The 24,229-nt window shown below is 58.9% G+C and carries 24 protein-coding genes and 1 tRNA gene; 7 read left to right on the forward strand and 18 right to left on the reverse strand.

Going from position 1 to position 24,229, the window contains the following annotated elements; translation table 11 throughout:
- Positions 1-214 precede the first annotated feature (214 nt).
- The 3 genes from PH562_RS08900 to PH562_RS08910 form a co-directional block, all read right to left on the reverse strand.
- Positions 215-418: a hypothetical protein gene (locus tag PH562_RS08900; RefSeq protein ID WP_113233441.1), complete on the reverse strand. Its 204-nt coding sequence runs from the start codon at positions 416-418 to the stop codon at positions 215-217.
- Between the two features lie 466 nt (positions 419-884).
- Positions 885-1,190, reverse strand: a complete 306-nt coding sequence (locus PH562_RS08905; RefSeq protein WP_285172709.1) for a hypothetical protein — start codon at positions 1,188-1,190, stop codon at positions 885-887.
- A 1,060-nt stretch (positions 1,191-2,250) separates the two neighbouring features.
- A tRNA-Lys gene (locus PH562_RS08910) sits at positions 2,251-2,326 on the reverse strand.
- Between the two features lie 376 nt (positions 2,327-2,702).
- Between PH562_RS08910 and PH562_RS08915 the strand changes: the two genes are divergently transcribed.
- The 3 genes from PH562_RS08915 (at position 2,703) to PH562_RS08925 (ending at position 4,159) form a co-directional block, all read left to right on the forward strand.
- Complete coding sequence (locus PH562_RS08915) at positions 2,703-2,960, forward strand: GlsB/YeaQ/YmgE family stress response membrane protein (protein ID WP_095434844.1); 258 nt, start codon at positions 2,703-2,705, stop codon at positions 2,958-2,960.
- A gap of 193 nt (positions 2,961-3,153) precedes the next feature.
- Positions 3,154-3,360 carry a hypothetical protein gene (locus PH562_RS08920; protein WP_285172710.1) on the forward strand — a complete coding sequence of 69 codons (207 nt, stop codon included), beginning with the start codon at positions 3,154-3,156 and terminating at the stop codon, positions 3,358-3,360.
- A 184-nt stretch (positions 3,361-3,544) separates the two neighbouring features.
- Entirely contained in the window at positions 3,545-4,159 is a 615-nt protein-coding gene (locus tag PH562_RS08925) for a GntR family transcriptional regulator (RefSeq protein ID WP_285172711.1), read from the forward strand.
- Positions 4,160-4,213: 54 nt separating this feature from the next.
- Here the strand turns inward: PH562_RS08925 and PH562_RS08930 are convergent, their stop codons facing one another.
- The 5 genes from PH562_RS08930 to cysG all read right to left on the reverse strand — a co-directional run bounded on the left by PH562_RS08930 (position 4,214) and on the right by cysG (position 9,246).
- Complete coding sequence (locus PH562_RS08930) at positions 4,214-5,026, reverse strand: ferredoxin--NADP reductase (protein WP_132716536.1); 813 nt, start codon at positions 5,024-5,026, stop codon at positions 4,214-4,216.
- A gap of 244 nt (positions 5,027-5,270) precedes the next feature.
- Complete coding sequence (locus PH562_RS08935; RefSeq protein WP_113233436.1) at positions 5,271-5,783, reverse strand: DUF934 domain-containing protein; 513 nt, start codon at positions 5,781-5,783, stop codon at positions 5,271-5,273.
- Positions 5,784-5,794: 11 nt separating this feature from the next.
- Entirely contained in the window at positions 5,795-7,474 is a 1,680-nt protein-coding gene (locus PH562_RS08940) for a nitrite/sulfite reductase (protein ID WP_285172712.1), read from the reverse strand.
- A gap of 17 nt (positions 7,475-7,491) precedes the next feature.
- Positions 7,492-7,806, reverse strand: coding sequence for a DUF2849 domain-containing protein (locus tag PH562_RS08945; protein ID WP_113233434.1), 315 nt, complete (start codon positions 7,804-7,806; stop codon positions 7,492-7,494).
- Between the two features lie 3 nt (positions 7,807-7,809).
- Complete coding sequence (cysG, locus tag PH562_RS08950) at positions 7,810-9,246, reverse strand: siroheme synthase CysG (RefSeq protein ID WP_285172831.1); 1,437 nt, start codon at positions 9,244-9,246, stop codon at positions 7,810-7,812.
- Positions 9,247-9,541: 295 nt separating this feature from the next.
- Here cysG and PH562_RS08955 point away from each other — a divergent pair, with 295 nt between their 5' ends.
- Both PH562_RS08955 and mazG read left to right on the forward strand, forming a co-directional pair.
- On the forward strand, positions 9,542-10,129 hold the full coding sequence (locus PH562_RS08955) for a deaminase (protein WP_285172713.1): 588 nt from the start codon (positions 9,542-9,544) through the stop codon (positions 10,127-10,129).
- Positions 10,130-10,151: 22 nt separating this feature from the next.
- A complete protein-coding gene (gene mazG / locus PH562_RS08960; protein WP_285172714.1) occupies positions 10,152-11,000 on the forward strand; it encodes a nucleoside triphosphate pyrophosphohydrolase in 849 nt (282 codons plus the stop codon).
- 6 nt (positions 11,001-11,006) lie between these two features.
- Here the strand turns inward: mazG and hflX are convergent, their stop codons facing one another.
- The 8 genes from hflX to dusB form a co-directional block, all read right to left on the reverse strand.
- Positions 11,007-12,341 carry a GTPase HflX gene (gene hflX, locus PH562_RS08965; RefSeq protein WP_285172715.1) on the reverse strand — a complete coding sequence of 445 codons (1,335 nt, stop codon included), beginning with the start codon at positions 12,339-12,341 and terminating at the stop codon, positions 11,007-11,009.
- A 78-nt stretch (positions 12,342-12,419) separates the two neighbouring features.
- Positions 12,420-12,662 (reverse strand): RNA chaperone Hfq, encoded by a 243-nt coding sequence (hfq, locus tag PH562_RS08970; RefSeq protein ID WP_003539403.1) that lies wholly within the window; start codon positions 12,660-12,662, stop codon positions 12,420-12,422.
- A gap of 107 nt (positions 12,663-12,769) precedes the next feature.
- On the reverse strand, positions 12,770-13,633 hold the full coding sequence (locus PH562_RS08975) for a D-amino-acid transaminase (protein ID WP_285172716.1): 864 nt from the start codon (positions 13,631-13,633) through the stop codon (positions 12,770-12,772).
- A gap of 49 nt (positions 13,634-13,682) precedes the next feature.
- Positions 13,683-15,047 carry a nitrogen assimilation response regulator NtrX gene (gene ntrX / locus PH562_RS08980; RefSeq protein WP_015339830.1) on the reverse strand — a complete coding sequence of 455 codons (1,365 nt, stop codon included), beginning with the start codon at positions 15,045-15,047 and terminating at the stop codon, positions 13,683-13,685.
- A complete protein-coding gene (locus tag PH562_RS08985; RefSeq protein WP_285172717.1) occupies positions 15,037-17,310 on the reverse strand; it encodes a sensor histidine kinase NtrY-like in 2,274 nt (757 codons plus the stop codon). Before PH562_RS08985 ends, ntrX begins: the two co-directional genes overlap by 11 nt.
- Before the next feature lie 284 nt (positions 17,311-17,594).
- Positions 17,595-19,046 (reverse strand): nitrogen regulation protein NR(I), encoded by a 1,452-nt coding sequence (gene ntrC / locus PH562_RS08990; protein WP_092715497.1) that lies wholly within the window; start codon positions 19,044-19,046, stop codon positions 17,595-17,597.
- Positions 19,043-20,200 (reverse strand): two-component system sensor histidine kinase NtrB, encoded by a 1,158-nt coding sequence (locus tag PH562_RS08995; protein ID WP_285172718.1) that lies wholly within the window; start codon positions 20,198-20,200, stop codon positions 19,043-19,045. Before PH562_RS08995 ends, ntrC begins: the two co-directional genes overlap by 4 nt.
- The gene (dusB, locus tag PH562_RS09000) at positions 20,197-21,225 is read right to left on the reverse strand and encodes a tRNA dihydrouridine synthase DusB (RefSeq protein ID WP_285172719.1); all 1,029 of its coding nucleotides are present in this window, start codon (positions 21,223-21,225) and stop codon (positions 20,197-20,199) included. The genes PH562_RS08995 and dusB overlap by 4 nt, the downstream gene beginning before the upstream one ends.
- A 221-nt stretch (positions 21,226-21,446) precedes the next feature.
- Between dusB and PH562_RS09005 the strand changes: the two genes are divergently transcribed.
- Together PH562_RS09005 and PH562_RS09010 are read left to right on the forward strand one after the other, a co-directional pair.
- Positions 21,447-22,667: a bifunctional 2-C-methyl-D-erythritol 4-phosphate cytidylyltransferase/2-C-methyl-D-erythritol 2,4-cyclodiphosphate synthase gene (locus tag PH562_RS09005; protein ID WP_285172720.1), complete on the forward strand. Its 1,221-nt coding sequence runs from the start codon at positions 21,447-21,449 to the stop codon at positions 22,665-22,667.
- Positions 22,664-23,161, forward strand: a complete 498-nt coding sequence (locus tag PH562_RS09010; RefSeq protein ID WP_285172721.1) for a CinA family protein — start codon at positions 22,664-22,666, stop codon at positions 23,159-23,161. The genes PH562_RS09005 and PH562_RS09010 overlap by 4 nt, the downstream gene beginning before the upstream one ends.
- 12 nt (positions 23,162-23,173) lie before the next feature.
- On the opposite strand, the gene PH562_RS09015 is transcribed toward PH562_RS09010, so the two are convergent.
- The gene (locus PH562_RS09015; protein ID WP_285172722.1) at positions 23,174-23,620 is read right to left on the reverse strand and encodes a type II toxin-antitoxin system RatA family toxin; all 447 of its coding nucleotides are present in this window, start codon (positions 23,618-23,620) and stop codon (positions 23,174-23,176) included.
- 9 nt (positions 23,621-23,629) lie between these two features.
- Complete coding sequence (locus PH562_RS09020) at positions 23,630-24,196, reverse strand: P-loop NTPase family protein (protein ID WP_285172723.1); 567 nt, start codon at positions 24,194-24,196, stop codon at positions 23,630-23,632.
- Positions 24,197-24,229: the final 33 nt, after the last annotated feature.

A 24,229-nucleotide genomic window follows, 5' to 3' on the forward strand; every position in this document is an offset into this window, starting at 1 on the left:
ATAAACCGATCGTCACCTAAGTCATTGCATTCATAAATGATGGAGAATGAAGTCGGTGACGCAAACAGCAACGCCGCTACCGAAACGATTATCGCCCCGCGATCGTCGCTGCGCTACTTTTGTCGGACTGCGCGATTATCTCTCCATGAGAAACCGCCCATGCGCGCACGAGCAACGATCCGACATCGGTGCATCGCTCAGACGTCCCTGGGACTCATGCGTCCCGAGGCTTGCGCTCTTTTGTCAGCGGATCGACTTTACCCTCGGCAAGCCTGTTGCGGGGATCGGCAACGAGGGAAGCCTCGTCCTTTTCTTTATTCGACCGGTCGTCCTTACGCACCTTGCTGTGCTGTATCTTCGCCAGGGCTTGCTTCTTCTCGCGTCCGCCCTGCGATTCACTTTGTCGATCCTGTGCCAAATGCGCCTCCTGTCTTTTGAAAAGGGAACTCACGTGACAGGATTAGGTTCCGATGGAACTAACAACACCATCATACTCGGCGATCTCTCGTCCAACTGCCGAGCGCATTTCGCAGGATTCCGTCTCTGGAAGCGACAAAGCGTCCCCTCACTGTACTTTTAGCGACACATAATATTATAATGCGACGATAGACGTGAAACGAATCATGAAATTCATGCGTTTAAGCTTCGCTGCCATGTGAGGAAGCTGATCATGACGTCGGTCGAAAGGAAAAAGCTCGCGCGGCTTGTTATGCTGAAGCTGCTACCGATCTTCGGTGGCCTGACTGCGGTTGCGGTCGTCGCGCTTTCCACAATCGCATAGGCCTATAATTGCATAGGCGCTGGCCGCAGACCTGCGTCGAAGACACCCGTCCACAAGCGATCGCCGATCTCAGGGCCCTCTTAATGTTTTGCCTGTCCAAATGTCAGGAGCAGTCGGTGCTGTCGACCGAAAAGGAATAGTCCCTGCCCTTCAGCTGATAGATGTAATTGGCCAGAGATGCTTCGCCGGAACTGAACTTCGGCAGCAGGAAGTCGCAGAGGTCCGTGAGCTGCGCGGATTTGACGAGAGGCGGATCAAAATCGTCATCATCGTCGTCAAGATCGTAGAAATAGCTGTAGATATGATCGGTGAGATCTATCTTCGTCAGCGTGGTTTTCTGATCGATCTTCCTAGGCAAATCCTTATTGGCAAAGATCACGGGATAGCGCTCCGTAAGATAAGGGATCACAATTCGCTCCGTTACCGGTGTCGTGATCGCAATACCCATCAGGGGCAGAACGCGTAAGGCTATCGAAAACTTCTTGCCTGCTATGAACCCAAACAAAAGCCCCAGAGAACCCAACAACCCGCAAACGATTGCATAAATTTCCCATAGGGACAGCTCTGCCACGAATTCCATCATTCGCCCGTCGTCTTCACCAACCATCTCATTGATGGAGTTATGGTACTATCAAATCGATATTCTTCACCAGTCAATTTGGACCAAATGTCATCAACAACCTGTGCGTTATCGCAAGCCACAAAACTCGGCGCGCGCTGGGCAGTCGACGACGACGCAACCGTCTTAGATTCGAAATATACATCTAGACGTCTCGAATCTGTCGATGTCGAAGCGTGCAAAGCCATTGCCCCATCAAGGGACAGCACGTTGATATTGATTGATGAACTGGCGTCTGGCGGGCTCGATTTCAAACCCTCCTCGACGTCGGCGATGATCTATTGCGGAAGCTGCCGGCAGCGCGATCCTAAAGATCGATCATCGCTCATAGCCTATTGTTCCCATATCACGAACAAGAGGCGGCGATATCGCGCAATCCAGCCTTCTGATCTACGTCAAACACGAAAACGAAGATTGCTGCCTTATGCCCGGTTGGACCGATCCTTGGTCCAGCCGATCAGTCCATTCAATGAACCAGCTTTGCAACGGGTGAGACAGCTTGCACCGCGCTCTCGTGCCGCCCAGAAGTCGACCCGATAATAACCGCAACGACGGCGACCATTATGTAAATAATGACACCTTTAGGCTTTCGATCCGATACGCAATGCCTTGTCGACTCTAGTGAACGCAGATGTTCAGACATCATGATCCTTTAGTATTGAAGGGCATTCATGTAGTCGATCAGCGCTCCCTAATGAATATCCCGATTCGCGCATCTCCCTTGCAACAGGCGAATACCGGGTCGATTTTTCGGATTCCGAATTGTCCGGAGAAAAAGCAAACCTCATTCTCGCACCCGGCAGAGGGTGCGGAACCAAGTCCCGAAAAACTGCAGAATTGAGGAAGCTGATGGTGAGAGCGATGGGGTTCGAACCCATGACCTACTGATTAAAAGTCAGTTGCTCTACCGGCTGAGCTACGCTCTCCCTCTCCGCAGGCAGAGGCTGCCCCGGTTGGAAGTGCGCGGAACATATGCAGACGCCCTATTGTGGTCAACCCATAAAATTGTGGCTGCGAGCGATCAAAGATGCTTTTCCTCACCTCGCTACCGCGAAATGATGGCATCGAACGGAAGAAATCGCCTATTATTAAAGAAAATCGGAAATCCGACGCCATAGGCGGACGAGCTCCAACAAGGCAAATGGTTCTCAAAGACCCAAACAACCGTAACAATTTCCCTTAATAATCAGGGTTGCAATGAACGGATCGATCGACTCGCCATCCGCAACAGTTGGGGTGCGAATCGTTTTTGGTGTATATCAGCTATTGTTAACAACCTGTCGGGCCCTCAGGAGGTTCTTTATGGAAGACGCAAACGTCGGTTGGATTGCAGCAATTATCATCGGCGGCCTAGCTGGCTGGTTCGCCGAGATGATCATGAAAAGCAACACGGGCATCATCATGAACATCATCCTCGGCATTGTCGGCGCGCTCGTTGCCAGCTGGCTTTTCCGTACGCTCGGCATCGTCCTGCCGTTCCATGTATGGCTGAACTACCTGATCACAGGTTTCATCGGCGCCTGCATCCTGATTTTCGTCGGCCGACTGATCAGACGTTAGCAGCGCATCGGGCTGCGAAAGCCCGAATTGGGAAGAGGAAAAAAAGGGAAGGCGGGCCACACCGCCTTCCCTTTTTTGTTGTGCTCACCAGGTGAGATGCAAGACCGCGAAAATGCGCCGTGGCCTTTTTAGGTCTTTCCAAGCGTGACCTCGACGCTATGTACCAAAAGGGAACCGAAAGGAGGTTGGAAACATGACGGAAAACGCCAATCGGACAACCACCCGCAAAGTCATCCGCGGCCGCCCCTACAGTATTGCCGAGTTTGCACGGAAATATCGCCTCGATGATGCGGAGGCAAAACGCCTCTTCTACAAGTTCGGCCCGTCGTCCACCGAATTGGACCTGCTAATGGCTGCCAAACGAAGGCCGCCCAGTCTTGCAACCGCAATCGGCCAATAACGACGCGGCTCCTTTGCTCCACTTGCGAAATATCCCGAAATCGTCGGCCCTGAGGGACGACGATTTCCGGTAAGGCGATTTGAACGGGCCGCCAAGCCGGCCTTGTTGACGTATCACGACCGTTGCCTTCGACGAGGCCAGATGACACTGTGCGCCCTCACGCATAAGCCGGACATAATTTCGGATGCAGAATTCGCTCAGCCATCTTGCCTATCTCGCGCTGGAATATGCGATTGTGTCGCTTGAGTTGAAGCCAGGCGGCCTTGTGACCGAAAAACAGCTGATCGAGATGGCGGGGCACGGACGGACGCCGGTGCGCGAGGCCATTCAGAAGCTTGCCTGGCAGGGATTGATCCATGTGCGCCCGCGCGTCGGCCTGCAAATCGCGGAAATTCGTCCGGAAGATCATCAATATGTCATGCAGGTGCGGCGCGAACTGGAACCGATTGCGGCTGCGCTCGCCGCCACCTATGCCGATCCGCAGCAACGGGAGCGATTGCGGGAATGCGCCCGACGGATGGCCGAATGCGCCGGTACCGGCGACTTGCCCGGTTTTTTCGCCGCCGACAAGGCCTTCGACGAGGTGTTGGAAGCCGCCTGCCCCAACAATTTCATCACAGCGGCGCTCGCTCCAGTTCAAACGCATGCGCGCCGGCTGTGGTATTCGACTGGAACGCATGACCGCATGGACGGTGCGGTTGCCATGCATGTTCAGGCGATAGATGCCATCCGCGGCGGTGATGCCGACAAGGCACGCATCGCCATGGCCGCACTCATCGATTATCTCAACAATGCATGAAAAAGGCGGCTTCGTTGCCGAAACCGCCTTTCATTTAGCATTGGAATAATTCGCTTAACCGACGAAAGCGCGTTCGATGACGAACTCCGCCGGCTTGTTGTTGGCACCTTCGTTCAGGCCGGCCTTTTCGAGCAGACCCTTGGTGTCCTTCAGCATGGCGGAGGAGCCGCAGATCATGCCGCGATCGATCGCGGGATCCAGCGGCGGCACGCCGAGGTCGCTGAAAAGCTTGCCGTTTTCGATGAGATCGGTGATGCGGCCCTTGAAGGGGAATTCTTCGCGGGTGACGGTCGCGTAGTGGCGCAGCTTATCGCCGACGACTTCGCTGAGGATCTCGTCATTGCGGATTTCCTCGACGAGATCGAAACCGTATTTTAGCTCGGCAACATCGCGCGTCGTGTGGGTGAGGATCACTTCCTCGAACTTTTCATAGGTTTCGGGATCGCGGATGAGGCTCGCAAACGGCGCAACCCCGGTACCGGTCGAGAACATATAGAGCCGACGGCCGGGGGTCAGCGCGTCTAGAACCAGCGTGCCGGTCGGCTTCTTGCGCATCAGCACTTCGTCGCCGGGCTTGATATTTTGCAGGTGCGAGGTCAGCGGACCATCCGGCACCTTGATGGAAAAGAACTCGAGTTCATCGGCCCAGGCGGGGCTTGCGATCGAATAAGCGCGATAAAGCGGTTTGCCATCGACCATGAGGCCAATCATGGCGAACTCGCCCGAGCGGAAACGGAAGCCCTGCGGCCGGGTCATGGTGAAGCGAAAGAGCCGGTCGGTATAATGTGTGACGCTCAGCACCTTCTCGGCGAAAACGCCGGCGGGTACTGCTGAGGCAAATTCATCTGTCTTTGCGGGGGCGTTCATTCTGTCTCGAATCCCGTATTAGTCTTACGCGTTTTTCCTGGGCACGTATTCCCTGGCAGGCTCATTTCGCGACGCTGATATAACAATATAGCCGGTTTTGAAAGGCATTCCATTCCAACCGACTGGATAGGACTGAAATATGCCTATTCCAGTCAAGTTTCCATATCACTGAACGTACATAATTCGAAAGGCTTGAATACGGCAATCCGACACTGTCAAACTGCCGCACAGCCGCCTTTCGACATCAGGCCGACTTTGCCGGCAATCGCCGCCAGCTATAGGCCTGTCCGCCTTCGGCACGCCGAGCGGTCGGCTGATAATAGTGCGGAATGCCCGGAAGGCGATTTTCCGACAGGCGCTTCAGCGCTGTTGCGTTGGTGACGGCGAAACTATCGATACCGACGCGCAGCATCAACGGAATCTGGTCGATCAGCACGTCGCCGACAGCACGCAGCTCATTGGCATAGCCGAGGCGTTGGCGCAGCAGCGACGCATGGCTGAAGGCACGGCCATCGCTGAATGCCGGAAAGGCGACCGCGACGATATCGAGACGGTCGAGATAAGGCTGCAGCCGGGTCACGTCATCGGCTGGCTTGATGACGACGCCAAGGCCGGCCTCATTGCTCTCTTCCGCCTTTGCGATCAACGCATCGAGGCCGAGCAGAGGCTTCTGCGGCTCGGTCGCCTTAATCTCGTCGGTCTCGATGACCCACGGATCGTTTTCCACGAAGCCGGTTTCCCGCCAGATCTTGGTCATAATCAATCTCCTTACGCCGCTTCGGCTGCGGACGAGGACGCGCCGTAAAGCGCGGTCTTGAACGGCTGCGGCCCGACTCGACGGTAGGCGGTCAGAAAGGTTTCGGAAGGATCCAGACGAAGGCCGAGATAGGTATCGACGATGGTCTCGATGGCGTCGGTCACCTTATCGGGCTCGAAGCCGCGGCCGATGATCTCGCCGATCGACGTATTCTCGTCGCCAGAGCCGCCGAGCGTGATCTGATAGAGTTCCGCACCCTTCTTCTCGACCCCAAGCAGGCCGATATGACCGACATGGTGATGGCCGCAGGCATTGATGCAGCCGGAAATCTTGATCTTCAGCTCGCCGATCTCCGCCTGCCGCTCGGGCGAGCCAAACCGCGTGGAAATCTCCTGCGCAACCGGAATGGAACGCGCGTTGGCAAGCGCGCAATAATCGAGACCGGGACAGGCGATGATATCAGTGATCAGGCCCGCATTCGCGGTTTCGAGACCATTGGCCACAAGGCCACGATAGACAGCTTCGAGATCGGCCAGCGCCACATGCGGCAGGATGAGGTTCTGCTCGTGGCTGACTCGGATCTCGTCGAAGGCATATTCCTCGGCAATATCCGCCACAGCTTCCATCTGCGCGTCCGAGGCGTCGCCGGGAATGCCGCCGATCGGCTTCAGCGAAATGGTCACCATGCCGTAATCGGGATTCTTGTGCGGTTGCACATTCTGCTGGACCCAGCGGGCAAAGGCCGGATCGGCCTTTTTCCAGCGCGCCAGGCTTTCCCAGCCTTCGGCACGCTGTGGCAGTGCCGGCGGCGCGAAATAGGCCGAGATGGCCTGGACATCGGCTTCCGGCAGCTTCAGTTCGGTGTCTCGCAGCTTGTCGAACTCGACTTCGACCTGACGTGCCAGTTCCTCGGCGCCGGTTTCATGCACGAGGATCTTGATGCGCGCCTTGTACTTGTTGTCGCGGCGGCCATGTAGATTGTAAACACGCATGATGGCGGTGATGTAGGAGAGAAGATCCGCTTCCGGCAAATAGTCGCGGATCAGCTTGGCAACCAGCGGCGTGCGTCCCTGCCCGCCGCCGACGTAAACGGCAAAGCCGATCTCGCCCTTGTCGTTCTTCTTCAGATGAAGGCCGATATCATGCACCTGGATCGCAGCGCGGTCACGCTCGGCGCCGGTGACGGCGATCTTGAACTTGCGCGGCAGGAAGGAAAATTCCGGATGAACCGACGACCATTGGCGCAGGATTTCGGCATAGGGCCTGGGATCGGCGACTTCGTCAGCCGCAGCACCGGCGAAATGATCCGCCGTTACGTTGCGAATGCAATTGCCGGAGGTCTGGATCGCATGCATCTCGACAGAAGCAAGATCGGCCAGTGCATCCGGCATTTCGGAAAGCTTCGGCCAGTTGAACTGCAGGTTCTGACGCGTGGTGAAGTGGCCATAGCCGCGGTCATAGGTGCGCGCGACATGGGCGAGCATGCGCATCTGGCGCGAGCTCAGCGTGCCATAGGGAATGGCGATGCGCAGCATATAGGCATGCAGCTGCAGATAAACGCCGTTCATCAGGCGCAGCGGCTTGAAGGCATCTTCCGAAAGCTCACCCGAGAGGCGCCGCTCCACCTGATCGCGAAACTGGGCGACCCGTTCCGCAACAAAGGCGTGGTCGAATTCATCGTAACGATACATGACTTCCTCGGGACTTCTCAGACTGCAATGAAATCGGGATCGGCCGGGGCATAGCCCGGCGCGTATTCCATGGTGGGGCCTTCGGCGCGGATGCGCTCGCGCAGGCGCAGCGGCCAAAGCTTGCCGCCGGTTTCCTGCACATCGATCAGATTGACGTCGACGACCTTGTTGTCAGCATAGGCCTGCTTACCGATCGCTTCTAGGGCGGCTTCCGCTTCGGCATGGCGAGCGACCAGCGCTTCCTGCAGCGATGTCACCCACTCACCATTTGCGTTCAGCCAGACGGCGACGCCATCGGTGAGCCGGTTTGCGGTCAGAACTTTGTCGACCATCAATCAGTTCCTTGCATAGTCTTGAGCAGCGGTCTCCCGACGGACCAGCGGCTCGGATTGTTCAAAATTCGCACCGGCGACGGCATCGCCGATAATGACCATGACCGGCCCACCCAGCTCATCGCGATGCTCGAGATCGGGCAGATCCCGCAGGATGCCGTGCATCAAGCGGCGATCGCGCCGGCTGGCATTCTCGATGATGGCAACGGTCGTCTCGGGCGGCAAGCCGGCTTGCATCAGACGGCCGGCGACGGAAGCGGCAACCGTGCGTCCCATATACACGGCAATGGTGGCGCCGGATACGGCCAAACTCGCCCAGTCGGGCAGCACATCGCCTGTGAGATCGTGACCCGTTGTGAAGACAAGCGAAGAGGCGACGCCACGCAGCGTCAGCGGCAGTTCGAAATCCGCGGCGGCAGCGAAAGCCGAGGTGATGCCCGGAACGATCTCATAGCCGATACCGGCGGCGCGCAGAGCCGCCATTTCCTCGCCGGCACGGCCGTAAACCAGAGGATCGCCCGACTTCAGCCGCACGACACGCTTGCCTTCGCGGCCAAGCTGCACCAGCAGATCGTTGATCTCTTCCTGCGACTTGCTATGGCATCCCTTGCGCTTGCCGACGGACAGGCGCTCGGCGTCGCGACGGCCCATATCGACGATCGCCTGCGGCACCAGCGCGTCATAGACGATGACATCTGCTTCCATCATCACGCGCTGCGCGCGCAATGTCAGCAGATCTTCAGCGCCGGGGCCGGCGCCGACCAGCCAGACGCGACCCTCGACATCGCGCGGCGACTGCAGCAGCTCATCGGCCACCTGCTCCGCCTGTGCGGCATGACCGGCATTGATGGCATCGGCCACCGGTCCGGAAAAGAACTGCCGCCAGAAAACGCGACGCGCAACGCCCCGCGCCACGAAACGCTCGACCGGCTTGCGATAGCGCGTAGCCAGCTCCGCCAGTTTACCGAGCGAAGGGGACAGCATCTGGTCGATCTGCGCGCGGATCATCTGTGCCAGCACAGGTCCGGCACCCTCGGTGCCGATTGCAACGGCAACAGGCGCACGATTGACCAGAGCCGGCGTGTAGAAATCGCAGTATTGAGGCTGATCGACGGCGTTTGCGGGGATACGCTCAGCGCGAGCCGCGTCGACGATGGCGCGATCCGCCTCGGCATCGCCAGTAGCAGCAAAGACGAGCGTCGCGCCCTTGACCTGATCGGGTGAAAAATCGCCGCGTACGGTTTCGATGCGGTTGGCGATGAGAAAGGCATGATAATCAGCCTCCGGCGCCGACGCGTAGGCGACGATCCGGGCCTGCGTGTTCATCAGCAGCCGCGCCTTAGCGAAAGCTTCATCGCCATTGCCGAAGACAGCCGCTACCCTTCCTTCCACGCGGAAGAAAGCGGGAAACACCGAAAGCTGTTCAGTCCTGGGAGGCATCATGGTTCCACTTCGAGATTTGGCGAATATCGCCCCTGCGGCCAAGAGATTGAAGAAACAGAAATTCTAATGCCCATGCATGCGCGTATTCTTTTGCTCGACATGTCAAGGATTTGAGCAAAACTCACCAGGCGAGCAGATCGCAATAAGCCTATAAAATCTATAGATTTTTGTGACTCAGCCCCGTTGCCGAGCTGCTTTATTGCTTGTGGCAAACACAGTCTTTAAGTTATTTACGCATACCGCGACATTTGCAACCCCGATAGACTGCAGCGAAAATCGTTGGAGAAAACCCTTGTCTGACAACAGCATCGCTGCACGCCTCCTCAACGTCGTCGAGCACGACATCTTACCCCTGACACGCCAGGGCGTGACAGCCGGCAACAAGATCTTCGGGGCTGCCATTCTGCGCAAGTCCGATCTCTCGCTCGTCATCGCGGAAACTAACAATGAACTGAAAAACCCGCTCTGGCATGGCGAGGTTCACACCCTGAAGCGCTTCTACGAACTCGGCGAGAAGCCCGCGACCAAGGACTTGATCTTTCTGTCGACTCATGAGCCCTGCACCATGTGCATGTCGGCGATCACCTGGGCCGGTTTCGATAATTTCTACTATTTCTTCAGCCATGAAGATTCCCGGGATGCCTTTGCGATCCCGCATGATCTCAAGATCCTGAAAGAAGTCTTCGGCCTGGAGCCGGGTGGCTATCGCCGTCGAAACGCATTCTGGAACAGCTTTGCCATTTCCGACCTGGTAGAGACGGAAGCGGACCTACGCAAAGGCGAGCTGAAGGAACAGACAGCGCGCATCAAGCGGGCCTATGCCGATCTCTCCGAAAACTACCAGGCGTCGAAGAGTAGCAACGACATTCCTTTGAACTGACAGAACAAAATTTGAGGCAACGATGGAAGCATCGCGAGACATTTCCGGCCTGATCGATATCATGGCGGCGCTGCGGAACCCAGAAAGCGGCTGCCCTTGGGACATCGTCCAGACCTTCGAAACCATCAAGCCCTACACGATCGAGGAAGCCTATGAAGTGGCCGATGCGATCGAGCGCAAGGATAACGACGATCTTTGCGACGAGCTCGGCGATCTCCTGCTGCAGGTTGTCTTCCACGCGCGGATCGCAGAGGAGGCCGGCGCATTTTCCTTCGGTGATGTCGTGCACGCCATCACCCGCAAGATGATCCGCCGCCATCCGCATGTCTTCGCCGTCTCCGACGCCAAGACCGAGGATGCGGTGACGCTGCAATGGGATCGGATCAAAGCCGAGGAGAAGCGCGAACGCGCCGAACGGCGGGCGAAGAGCGGCATTACGGAAGATTTCAAGGCCGGTTTCCTGGGTTCGGTGCAGCGGACTTTCCCTGCCCTGACCGAAGCCTTGAAACTGCAGGAACGCGCCGCCAAGGTCGGTTTCGACTGGTCGGCGCCCGAACCGATCCTCGACAAGATCGAAGAGGAGATCGGCGAATTGCGGGCAGCACTTGCAAGCGGCGACAAGGCCAAGGTCAGCGACGAACTCGGCGACCTGATCTTCGCCGTCGTCAATATCGGCCGGCATGTGAAGGCCGATCCGGAGCAGGCTTTGCGCGGAACGAACACCAAGTTCCGCCGCCGCTTCCATCACATCGAAACGACGCTTGAAGCTGAAGGCGAGACGCTGGAAGGTGCCTCGCTGGAGCGGATGGAGGAGATCTGGCAGTCGGCTAAAGCCATCGAGCGGCAGCTGACGGGCGTCAAGTCGGCGTAAACCCGCCTATTCCCAGTCGTCGCGTTGCGGCTTCGGGCCATTCCCCATGCGCCGCTCCAATTCAGCCGCTTCAGCCTCGGTCAGGCGGACGTCGAGCGTCACCGTTCCGTCCTCATTGTCCTCGCGGTTGTCGACGACAGCATGATTGTAAAGCCAGGGCAGCAGTGCCAGCTTTTCGACAGGCAGTGTAATCGTCGTTTCCGTCAGCACGCCGGAGAGACGCCGGCTGATTTCATCCATCAGATGATCGACGCCCTCGCCTGATATCGCCGAGACGGCAATGACGTTTTCCGTTGTCGACGCCTTCTGGACGATGGCATCGTGAGCTTCCGGTTCCAGGCGGTCGATCTTGTTCCAGACCTCGAGGATGCGCTCCGCACCTTCCGCCTCGCCAATGCCGAGATCGCCCAGAATGCGCATGACGTCGGCGCTTTGCGCCTGATTGTCGTCATCCGAGAGATCGCGGACATGCAAGATCAGGTCGGCCTCCAGCACCTCTTCCAGCGTCGCACGGAAGGCGGCCACCAGGTGAGTCGGCAGGTCGGAGATGAAGCCGACCGTGTCGGAGAGGATGACGGTGCGGCCATGCGGCAGCTTCATGCGGCGCAGCGTCGGGTCGAGCGTCGCAAACAGCATGTCTTCGGCAAGAACGCCGGCACCGGTGATGCGGTTGAACAGCGTCGACTTGCCGGCATTGGTGTAGCCGACCAGAGCCACGATCGGATGCGGCACCTTCTTTCGCTTGGCGCGATGAAGCTGCCGGGTGCGAACGACCTGTTCCAGCTCACGCTCCAGCCGGATGATCCGCTCCTGCAGCATGCGACGGTCGGCTTCGATCTGGGTTTCACCCGGGCCGCCCATGAAGCCGGCACCGCCGCGCTGGCGTTCAAGGTGGGTCCAGCTTCGAACCAGCCGGCCCTTCTGATAGTTCAGATGTGCAAGTTCGACCTGCAGCGTGCCTTCCTTGGTGGAGGCGCGGCGGCCGAAGATTTCGAGAATGAGGCCGGTACGGTCGATGACCTTGGCGTTCCATGCCTTCTCGAGATTGCGCTGCTGAACGGGCGTCAGGGGATGATCGACGATGACGAGCCCGGCGTTGAACTCATCGAGAAGCGCAAGGATTTCTTCGATCTTGCCAGTGCCGAGCAGAGTTGCCGGCCGCGGGTCGTTGATCGGCACGATGGAGCCGTTGACGACATCGAGATCGATGGCCAGCGCGAGACCCTTGGCCTCTTCCAACCGGCTTTCGGGCGGGCGTGAAACGGAGATGGCACTGTCGGCTTGAGCGGAACGCGCGGAGCGCGCCTGTTTCAGTACAGGCACGACGACAACGGCGCGCATGTCATCCCGGTGTTTTACGGTCTCCGGGATGAGGGAATCATTTTTGGTATCGCGTGTCGTGATAACGGCAAGTCCCGGTTAGGATGCGGCTTCTTCGCTCTCGAACATCTGCATCGGCTGACCCGGCATGATCGTCGAGATTGCATGCTTGTAGACGAGTTGCGAATGGCCATCGCGGCGGAGCAGGACGCAGAAATTGTCGAATGAGGTTACGACACCTGTGAGCTTCACGCCGTTAATCAAGAAAATTGTGAGTGAAATCTTTTGCTTGCGAACAGTATTGAGAAACAAGTCCTGCAAGTTCTGAGAACGTTCCGCCATCGCGCCGCTTCTTTCTTTTTTGCCGGCCTGAGCCGGTTGAATGTCATGGTATACAGAGGTCCCGGACGGGAGATACCCTCATTCTCTCCCCCCAGCGAATGTTGGTATCAAATCGCAGTCTTTTCCGCAACGTCGAAAAAGGCTTCACGAATTTTCTGTGACATGCTGCCTGGATGACCGTTCGCTATCGTCAATCCATCGATAGAAACGACCGGAAAACAGATACTTGTCGCCGCTGTGATGAAGACTTCGCGGGCCTTCATCATCTCTTCGACCGAGAAGAATCGCTCGACGATCGTCACATCGAGCTTGGCTGCAACGTCCATCAGCGTGGTGCGGGTGATGCCGCGCAGGATGCCGTGTTCGGCGGGGCGGGTGACGAGATTCCCGTCGTGATCGACGATCCAGACGTTGGTCGCCGCACCTTCCTTCACCATGCCGTTGTGATCGATATAGATCGCCTCCTGCGCGCCGGCTTCCTTGGCCTGCTGGCGGGCCATGGCGTTCGGAAGCAGGCCGACCGACTTGATATCCACCCGATCCCAGCGATTGTCGCGGACGGTGATCGCCTTGATGCCATTGGCATTCTTCTTGGCAATCACGGACTGATCGGTGCTCTTGGCAGTGACGACGATCGAGGACGGCGTGCCATCAGGCGGAAAGACGTGATCGCGCCGGGCGACGCCGCGAGTGACCTGCAGGTAGAACAGACCGTTGCGGACGTGATTGCGGCGCAAGGTCTCGCGAATCACCAGCACCAATGCCTGGCGCGTCATCGGCCAGGCGATGCGCAGCTCGCCCAGCGAACGGTTGAGGCGATCGAGATGGCGCGTCAGATCGACGATCACGCCATGACGAACCTCGCACACCTCGTAGACGCCGTCGGCGAACTGATAGCCGCGATCCTCGATATGCACCATGGCGTCGTTGTGCTTGACGTAGCGGCCGTTGACGTAAGCTATTCTCGGCATGAAAGCCCCTGATCCGAATTCTGTGATGTTCGAAATGTCGGGCGGCCGATCAGACGCCCAACGACTTCAGCTTGCGATGGAGTGCCGAGCGTTCCATGCCGACAAATTCCGCCGTGCGCGAGATATTGCCGCCGAACCGGTTGATCTGAGCGATGAGATAATCGCGCTCGAACATTTCGCGCGCTTCGCGCAGCGGCAATGTCATGATGTGATAATCGTTCTTGGCGGAGACCTTTGGCAGCATATCGCCGAGGTCGGTCGGCAGCATTTCCGCCGTGATCGGCGTTTCTGCGCCGTCAGAGCGTGCCAGGATCATCAACCGCTCGATATTGTTGCGCAGCTGGCGGATATTGCCGGGCCAGTCATGCGCCTGCAGCACCGCCATGGCGTCGTCACCGATCCGGCGCGGCCGGATGCCCGCCTGCTCCGAAATCTGGCGCATCAGCTGATCCACGAGGAAGGGAATATCCTCCCGGCGCTCGGCAAGAGCCGGGACGCGTACAGGCACGACAGCGAGACGGTGATAGAGATCCTCGCGGAAAAGGCCCTCTGCAATGCGGCTCTCGAGATTGTAGGCCGTGGACGAGATGATACGCACATCCACCTTGACGCGCTTCGAGCCGCCGACGCGCTCGAACTGCTGGTCGACGAGGACGCGCAGGATCTTGTTCTGCGTCTCGCGCGGCATTTCACCGACTTCGTCGAGATAGAGGATGCCGCGATGGGCCTCTTCCAGGGCACCGATTTTGCGCGCCTGCCCTGGCGAGCCTTCGGTGCCGAACAGGGCGATTTCCATGCGCTCTGGCGTGATCGTCGCTGCATTCAGCGCCACGAAGGGGCCATTGGCGCGGGTCGACTTCTTGTGGATCATCCGGGCCACGAGCTCCTTGCCGGAGCCCGACGGACCGAAGATCATGATACGGCTGTTGGTCGGCGATACCTTGTCGATCGTCTGGCGCAGCTGCGACACGGCAACCGACGTGCCGATCAATTCCACGGCGTCGCCGGTGCGGCGCTTCAGCTCCGAGACTTCGCGCTTCAGCTTGGAATTTTCCAATGCGCGCTCGGCGATCAGGATGAGGCGATCGGCTTTGAACGGCTTTTCGATGAAATCGAAAGCGCCGCGCTTGATGGCGGAGACAGCCGTTTCGATATTGCCATGACCCGAAATCATGACCACGGGCAGCTCTGGATGGCGCGCCTTGATCTCATCCAATAGCGCCAGTCCATCGAGCTTGCTGCCCTGCATCCAGATATCGAGAAAGATCAGCCGCGGCGCGCGATCGGAAATCGCGGCGAGCGCGCTGTCGCTGTCATGCGCGGTGCGGGTTTCGTGCCCCTCATCCGAAAGAATTCCCGAAACGATTTCGCGAATGTCTTCCTCGTCGTCGACTACGAGAATATCAGATGCCATAGACGCTTTCCTTGTCATTTTCCGTATGGGCGACGGCGGCTTGCTCACGGCGCGGCAGATGCACGCGGATCATGGCCCCCCTGCCCTGGTCGAAATCGGCGGGCGCGTCGTGGAGTTCGATCTGCCCGCCATGGTCTTCAATGATCTTCTTGACGATGGCGAGGCCAAGGCCCGTGCCCTTCTCGCGCATCGTCATGTACGGTTCGAGAATGCTGTGCCGGTTCTCGACTGGCAGACCGCGGCCATTGTCGATGACGTCGACAGTGAAGCGATCGCGATCCGGATCGAGCGACGAGCGCACGAGGATCTTCGGCTGCTCGGGCGCCTGGTCGCTCGGTACGCCTTCGATTGCCTCGACGGCATTCTTGATGAGATTGCCGAAGGCCTGGCCGAGCATTCGCGCATCGAACATGCCCTCCAGCCGTTCGTCGCCCAGCTCACGCCCGAACTGGACATGTGTATTGCCCATTTCGCGCAGGAACACGGCGTCGCGCAGAATATCGCGCAGATCGGTCGGCTCCATGGTCGGCTTCGGCATGCGGGCGAAGGAGGAGAACTCGTCGACCATACGGCCGATATCGCCAACCTGCCGGATGATCGTATCCGTGCACTGGTCGAAGACCGGACGGTCGGCATCGGCGATGTTCTTGCCGAAACGGCGGCGGATGCGCTCAGCCGATAGCTGAATCGGCGTCAGTGGGTTCTTGATCTCATGCGCGATACGGCGTGCAACATCGGCCCAGGCGGTCGAGCGCTGCGCAATGACCAGATCGGTGATATCGTCTAGCGTGATCACATAGGATTCATTGGCGTCGCGCGATTCCTCGCGCGTTACCTGAACGCTGAGCGTGCGTACCGTTCCGCCGCGAACAAGGCTGATCTGTTTGCGGAAATCGCTGCGATGGCGCGTCGTCGCTTCCGTCACGACTTGGTCGACCTCTGGCGAGATATCGGACAGATTCTTGCCGATGAGCTCGTCACTCTTGAGCGTCAGCAGGTCTTCGGCCGAGGTGTTGACGATGGTGATGCGCCGATCATGCTCGACACCGATCACGGCCGCCGTCACACCCGAAAGCACGGCTTCGATGAAGCGGCGGCGGTCATCGACCTCGTCCTTCGCTTCAAGGATTTCATCGCGCTGCGTGCGAATTTCCGAGATCATCTTGTTGAAGGTGCGCGACAGGCTGCCGACGTCGCCGTCAGCCGAGCGTACCGGCACCAGCACGTTCATGTTCCCCGAAGCAACGTTATCCGCAGCACTGATGAGGAGACGGATGGGCCTGACGATGCGATCAGCGATCGCGATAGCGGTCCAGATTGCCGCCAAAAGCACGATCAGAGCAAAGCCGATATAGAGAACGGCAAAGGCGATCTGAAGCGACATGCGCCCTTCTTCCATCGCCTTGTACTCGACGGTGTTGTCCTCCACCATCCGCATAGCATTCATGACGCGCGGATCGACCGCCCGAACGGTATAGAGGAACGCGCCGGGTATTTCATCGAGCTTGATGACCGCGCCGACAAGATTGGTTACGCCAGGCGGAATGAGAGTCGGTTGCCCGTTGGCCGAAGAATCAAGCGCGTCTTTTGGAATGGCCGGCAGCGGGCGTTCGGTCTTGATCTCGGCTTGGACAATGGCGCTGCCGTCGCGGCGCACGAGAAATGCACCCAGCAAGCCGCGCCCGCGTGCCTGACGGGTCATCAAGTCGGCAAAGCCGGTGCGATCGAGATTGAAGAGCGAACGGTTGCGCTCCAGATCGTTGGCCATCGACACGGTCTGACCCTGCAGATAGCTCGCATTCTCCATCAGATAGGCTTGCGCGACGTTCTGCGAGGAGCTGATGATCTGCTGCGTTCGCACGCCGAACCAGCGATCCAGGCCGACATTGAGCGTCAGGCTGGCAACGATGGCGACGAGAATGGCTGGCGTGATCGCGACGATCGAGAATAGAACGACAATGCGGATATGCAGGCGGGCTGCCGCGCGGCCACGGCTGCGCGCCTTCATCAGCCGCGCCACCTCACGGGCAATAAGAGCAATCAGCCCCAGGACGAAAAGTCCATTGATAACGACCGAGGTGAAAACGACCGAGGATGTCGGGGCGACTGGCGTCAGCCCGAGAAGCATCAGCAGGGTCGCGATGGCGCACAGCAGAGCGCCGCCGGCCAGGATCAGACCAGGTAGGGCAAAGGAAGCACGACGGTCCGTCACCTTGACAACCGTCTCGTCGCTCGCCGCCGGCGACACCGCGTCCTGCATCATTCCCATCAATCTCCACGCCCGAGCGACGGTCGGCGCCCTGGTCGAATCGCACGGCCACTATGGGCATCGGTGCGAGCGACAGGCAGAGGCGGGAACTGTCGTCCGGTTTCGCATAGAAGCGAAACCTTTACTTCACGTCACTTTTGCAACAACTTGAAAAATCAGACGAACTCTCGTTCTGACGAGAATGGGCCAGATGAATCGCCACCGCAAAAACGACGAATCTGCTGCGTGACCTTTAAGCAACGCATTGTGGCGAAAATGCAACGCATCGGATTACATTGTCAAGCCGTACGGGAGCTTCTGTAAACCGAAACACCCAGTTCTCTGATCTTTTTGCGCAGCGTATTACGATTTAGGCCCAAAAGATCGGCCGCCTTGATCTGATTGCCGCGTGTGGCAGTCAGTGCGGCGAGAATCAACGGGTATTCCATTTCGGTCAACACGCGATCGTAGAGGCCTGGCGGCGGCAGATTTTCGCCGAAACCGGCAAAATAGGTCCGCATATTCTCTTCCACCGCCTGGGCGATGGTCATCGTACCGGTGCGAACCGGGCCTTTCTCGATCGGGCTGTCAGGCACATCGGCGCGCAATTCCGCATCGATGATCTCCTTGGTAATGACATCCTGCGGATAGAGCGCCATAAGGCGGCGGATGAGATTTTCGAGCTCGCGGACGTTGCCTGGCCATGGATAGGCCTTCATCAGCTCGAGCGCTTCCTGGTCGAAACGCTTGGAACCCAGCCCCTCTTTTTCAGCCTGCTGGATGAAATGACGCACGAGATCGGGAATATCCTCGGCGCGATCGCGCAGCGGTGGCAGGCGGAGCGGCACGACGTTGAGGCGGTAATAGAGATCCTCGCGGAAGAGGCCCTGATTGATCGCCTGCTTCAGGTCCTTGTTGGTAGCGGCAACGATGCGGACGTCGGTGCGGATCGGGGTGCGGCCGCCGACGGTGGTGTATTCGCCCTGCTGCAGCACGCGCAGCAGGCGCGTCTGCGCATCCATCGGCATATCGCCAATTTCGTCGAGGAACAGCGTGCCGCCTTCGGCCTGCTCGAAACGTCCGGTCGAGCGGGTCTGCGCGCCGGTGAAGGCGCCCTTTTCGTGGCCAAACAGTTCGGATTCGATCAGGTCGCGCGGGATGGCCGCCATGTTGATGGCCACAAAGGGACCGTTGCGGCGCTTGCCATAGTCATGCAGAGCGCGGGCCACCAGCTCCTTGCCGGTACCGGATTCACCGGTGATCATCAGCGTCAAGTCGGTCTGCATCAGACGCGCAAGCACGCGGTAGATTTCCTGCATCGCGGCGGATCGGCCGACGAGCGGCATACCGTCCTGCATGTCGTCATCGATTTTTGCCGGCTTACGCTTCGGCTCCGACAGCGCGCGGCCGACGATCGCGATCAGCTCGGTCAGGTCGAAGGGTTTCGGAAGATAGTCATAGGCGCCCTTCTCCGATGCCTTGATCGCCGTCATGAAAGTGTTCTGCGCACTCATGACCAGAACAGGCAGATCCGGCCTCGCCTTTTTGATGCGCGGCAACAGATCGAATGCGTTTTCATCCGGCATGACGACGTCGGTTACAACGAGGTCGCCTTCGCCGGCGGAGACCCAACGCCAGAGCGTAGCGGCGTTTGACGTGATACGCACGTCGTAACCGGCGCGGCTCAAAGCCTGGTTGAGCACGGTGCGGATGGCCGCATCGTCATCGGCGACAAGGATCGTGGCTGTCATCGAGTAGTCCCTGTAGAGTTCGGAAGTGGGGCATCTTCTGAGGTGATGCCCTTGGAGGCAGGCATCAAAACACGGAAAGTGGTGCGATGGTTCTGGCTGTCGCATTCGACGATGCCGCCGTGGTCACCGATGATCTTGGCGACCAGCGCAAGGCCGAGGCCGGTTCCGTTCGTCTTGGTGGTGATGAACGGATCGAAGAGATGCGGCACGAGATCGGCCGGCACGCCCGGGCCATTGTCGATGACGCAGAATTCCAGCGGCAAGGAGATCTTTTCGCGCGTGCCGGCGACGGAAAGCCTAATGCCGGGACGATAGGCCGTCGTCAGCATGATTTCGCCGTCCTGACGGTCGCCGACCGCTTCAGCGGCGTTCTTCACCAGATTGAGGAAAACCTGCACGAGCTGATCCCGGTTTGCGAAAACCGCCGGCAGCGAGGGGTCGTAATTCTCTGAGATCTTGATGTTTCGCGCAAAGCCAGCCTTGGCGACCGCCTTCACATGATCGAGCACGGAATGGATGTTGACGGGGACGCGATCGACCGGCCGTTCATCTGAGAAAACCTCCATGCGGTCGACCAGCGAGACGATGCGGTCGGTCTCGTCGCAGATGAGGCGCGTCAGCGCGCGATCATCGTCCTCGACGGACTGTTCGAGCAGCTGTGCGGCCCCGCGGATGCCCGATAGCGGGTTCTTGATCTCATGCGCCAACATGGAAGCAAGGCCGGTGACCGAGCGAGCAGCAGCGCGATGCGTCAGCTGCCGGTCGATCTTGTCGGCCATGGAGCGTTCCTGGAATACGACCACCACGGAGCCGGGATCGCTGGAAACCGGCGCGACATAAATGTCCACCAGCTTGTCCTGTCCGAGACGCGGCGAGCTCAAATCAACGCGATATTCGTTGACGGGCGCACGGCGTTCACGCACCTGGTCGATCAGTGCCAGCAATGGGCTACCGAACGGTATGAAGGTAGAGATCTTGTAGCGCGACAGGTGCGATGCGCTGGCGCCGAAGAAGGCTTCCGCCTCCCAATTGGCGAAAGCGATAAGGCCGGCCTCGTCAACCATGACCACGGGGTTCTGGATCGCATTGAGAACGGCCATGGCCACGGAGTTGGCCGGGTTATCACCGGCGCCGGAGCTGGATTTCGAAGTCATGCAGCCTCCTGGACGCAGTGGGCGAGATCAAAACCTGCCTGCAGCGCGGCACGGAAGGATACAACCACCTCACCGCTCTCTTTCGACGTCATGATTTTCGTCTTGTCGGCACCTGTCGTTGCCGACGCGTAGCGGTCGAGATACCAGGCAAGATGCTTGCGGGCGTGGCGAATGCCGACCGCTTCGCCATAGAACTCCAGCATCATGCGATAATGTTCAAGCGCGATATCGACGATCTCCTGGCGGCTGGGCTCGCAATGACCGGCCAGTACGCCCGCATGCCAGGGACGGCCCTGGCAGCCCCGACCGATCATGACTGCATCAGCACCGGAGCGACGCAAGATTTCCTCGGCGTCCTCAGCCGTTTCGACATCGCCATTGGCGACAAGCGGGATGGAAACGACATCGCGCACAACGCGGATCGCATCCCAATCCGCCCTGCCCTCATAGAATTGCATGCGCGTACGACCGTGAATGGTGACGAGCTGGATGCCGGCTTCTTCAGCCCGGCGCGCGATATGAGGCGCATTGATGGAATTCTCGTCCCAGCCCAGCCGCATCTTCAGCGTGACGGGAATGTTCACTGCGCCGACCGTCGCTTCGATCAACCTCAGCGCATGATCCGGATCGCGCATCAGCGCCGAACCGGAATAGCCGCCAATCACCTTCTTGGCCGGGCATCCCATGTTGATATCGATGATATCGGCGCCGTTGTCCGCGGCGATTTTTGCCGCTTCGGCCATCCAATGCGCTTCACGCCCGGCAAGCTGCACCATATGCGGCTTCAAGCCTGCGCTCTTCAAGCGCGCCCAGGATTCGGCCGTATCCTGAACAAGCTCGCGACTAGCGACCATTTCCGTGACGACCAGGCCCGCGCCATAGCGTAAAGCGAGCTGCCGGAAAGGAAGATCGGTCACGCCCGACATCGGCGCAAGGATCACGCGATTTCGGATGGATACGGAACCGATGGAAAATGGAGCTGCAAGCTTGGAAGAAAGCAAATGATTATCTTTCGGGCACACCATACATCTGCACTATTTTTAGACACGCTTTGAAAGTTTGCCAAGGGGTTTCGAAGAATCCCGATATTTTTTGGGCAGATGCTGGAAAATACTCAGTTGAGGCGATAGACCCTGCTGAAGCAGGATCCCGTTTTGGCGATCTATTTAGCATGTGCTTGTTCAAATGAAAGCTCTACGCTTTTCAAAGCCATGCCGCAGACGGAGCCTTTCATCTTCGGGGATTTATGACGCAAATGCATTCAAAGCAACCGTTGTCGGTGGGAATCGTGATCGTTGCCGCCGGGCGCGGCGAACGGGCGGGCTCTCCCGAGGAAGGCCCCAAGCAATATCGCGCGATCGGCGGCAGAGCGGTTATTGCGCATACGCTTGAAAAATTCGTGACATGGCCACAGGCATCGAAAATCGTCGTCGTTATCCACCGCGATGATGAGAAGCTGCTGCGTGCGGCACTGCAACAGATCGCCGGCCTGCCTGATGTCGAGATCGCTTTCGGTGGCGCAACCCGTCAGCAATCCGTGCTTGCCGGACTGCGCGCGTTGAAAGACAGTGGCGTCACGCATGTGATGATCCATGATGCTGTCCGACCCTTCTTCGACCATGATCTGCTGGATCGTGTCGCCGCAGCGCTTACAGACGGCGCGCCAGCGGTGCTGCCTGCTATGCCCGTCACAGACACGCTGAAGCGCGGCAATGCCGATGGGCTAGTCGTCGACACGATTCCCCGCACCGGGTTGCACGCCGCGCAGACGCCGCAATCCTTCCGTTTCGCCGATATTCTCGACGCCCATGAAAAAGCCGCTGCCGATGGCAGAACCGATTTCACGGACGATGCGGCAATCGCGGAATGGTGTAGCCTGCCGGTGACATTAGTGATGGGCAGCGCCGACAACGTAAAACTGACAATCAAAAGGGATATTGCCATGGCCGATGAAAAGCTCAGCGCCGGCCTGCTGCCTGATGTGCGCACCGGCAACGGCTATGACGTCCACCAGCTGGAGCCGGGCGATGGCGTCACCCTTTGTGGCGTCTTCATTCCCCACGACCAGAAGCTGAAGGGGCATTCGGACGCCGATGTCGCCCTGCATGCCCTGACGGATGCCCTGCTTGCCACCTGCGGCGCGGGCGATATCGGCGATCATTTTCCGCCCTCCGATCCGCAGTGGAAAGGCGCGCCGTCGCGTATCTTCATCGAGCACGCGGCAAAGATCGTGCGCGAGAGCGGCGGCACCATCATGAATGCGGATATCTCGCTGATTGCCGAGGCGCCGAAGGTCGGGCCGCATCGCGACGCCATGCGCGCCAAGCTTTCGGAGTTTCTGGGCATCAGCATCGATCGCTGCTCGGTCAAGGCGACGACGAACGAGAAGATCGGCTTCGTCGGCCGCCGCGAAGGCATAGCGGCCATCGCGACCGCAACCGTCGTCTATCGTGGAGGCAAGGCATGACGCATTTCCCGGAGGAGATTCTTGCGCTCGCTCAAAGGATCGTCACCGACTTCGCGGCCAAGGGCTGGATGGTCGCGACGGCCGAATCCTGCACCGGCGGGCTGATCGTCGGCGCGCTGACGGAGATCCCCGGTTCATCCGCCGTCGTCGATCGCGGCTTCGTCACCTACACCAACACCGCCAAGGTGGAGATGCTCGGCGTTCAGGAGCAGACGCTGGCGCAGTTCGGCGCTGTATCAAAGGAAACGGCGCTGCAGATGGTCCATGGCGCCCTCTTCCGCTCCCGGGCTGATTTCGCCGTGGCGGTTACAGGCATTGCCGGCCCCGGCGGCGGCTCCATGGAAAAGCCTGTGGGACTCGTCCACCTCGCCGCCAAGGCTCGCAGCGGCGGGATCATCCATCGTGAAATGCGCTATGGCGACATCGGCCGCGACAAGGTTCGGCTCGCCACGTTGCATACGGCGCTGGAGATGCTAGTCGCGCTCGCTCAATGACCGGGCACGGCTTCAAGCATAGATTTTGTTCGCGCGCGTCTCGAAGGCATCGGTGAACATGCGGAAGGCCCGATCGAACATCGATCCCATCAAAGCGCCGAGAATGCGGCTCTTGAACTCGTAATCGATAAAGAAATCGACGCTGCAGCCACCATTCTCCAGCGGCGCAAAACGCCAGCGATTGTCGAGATACTTGAACGGTCCGTCGATATATTTCACGTCGATCGCGCGCTCCGCCTTGTTCAGCAGCACCTGTGTGGTGAACGTCTCGCGGATGGCCTTATACCCGACCGTCATATCGGCAACGAGCAAGGTCTTGCCGTCCCGCTCCTTACGGCTGCGGACCGTAAGCGCGTCGCAGAGCGGCAGGAATTCCGGATAGCGCTCCACGTCGGCGACGAGGTCGAACATCTGGTCGGGCGAATGCGGAACGTGGCGATGAGTTTCGAATTGAGGCATGAGCCGCAATTAAGCAGGACGGCCAAGAAGATCAAGGAGCTGACGCATTTCGCCGCGGGATTTCAGCTGCAAAACGGGGACATCCGGACCATGCTGAGCAAGACCAGCCAGAACTTTCGGCGCAAATTTCTGCTCCCAATCCCATATGTAGCGTAGAAACTCCCAATCGATGCGTTCGGGGCACCCCGGTGCCATATCGGGGCGCGACCGCCCCAGCCATCGCAGCGCCCTCGACAGAGCGCCCCACATGCAAATCCAGCGCGGCATGCGCACCCAAAGCACAAGCTCGGTGCGCGGCAATCTGAGATCGAAGGTGGATGGTCCCGTTCCATCTATCAGCCAGCGATCCTCGGCAACCTTCGCCGCAATGAGAGCCCGCTCTTCTGCCTTGTCTCTCTTCACCCAACCCGGCAGCCAGAAAAACTCTCGATCCATGGAGATATAGGGCAAGTCCAAGAAGGCAACGATCTTTTGCGCCAGTGTCGTCTTGCCGCCGCCGGAGCAGCCCATGATGAGGATACGGTCTGATGCCCTGAGGCATGCGACGGCATCGGATAGGCTGCTTAGTTCTGGCATGTCTCACCTCTCATAATCGGACGAGCCGATGCT

Source organism: Rhizobium centroccidentale (genome assembly GCF_030182565.1).
Taxonomy (GTDB): domain Bacteria; phylum Pseudomonadota; class Alphaproteobacteria; order Rhizobiales; family Rhizobiaceae; genus Rhizobium.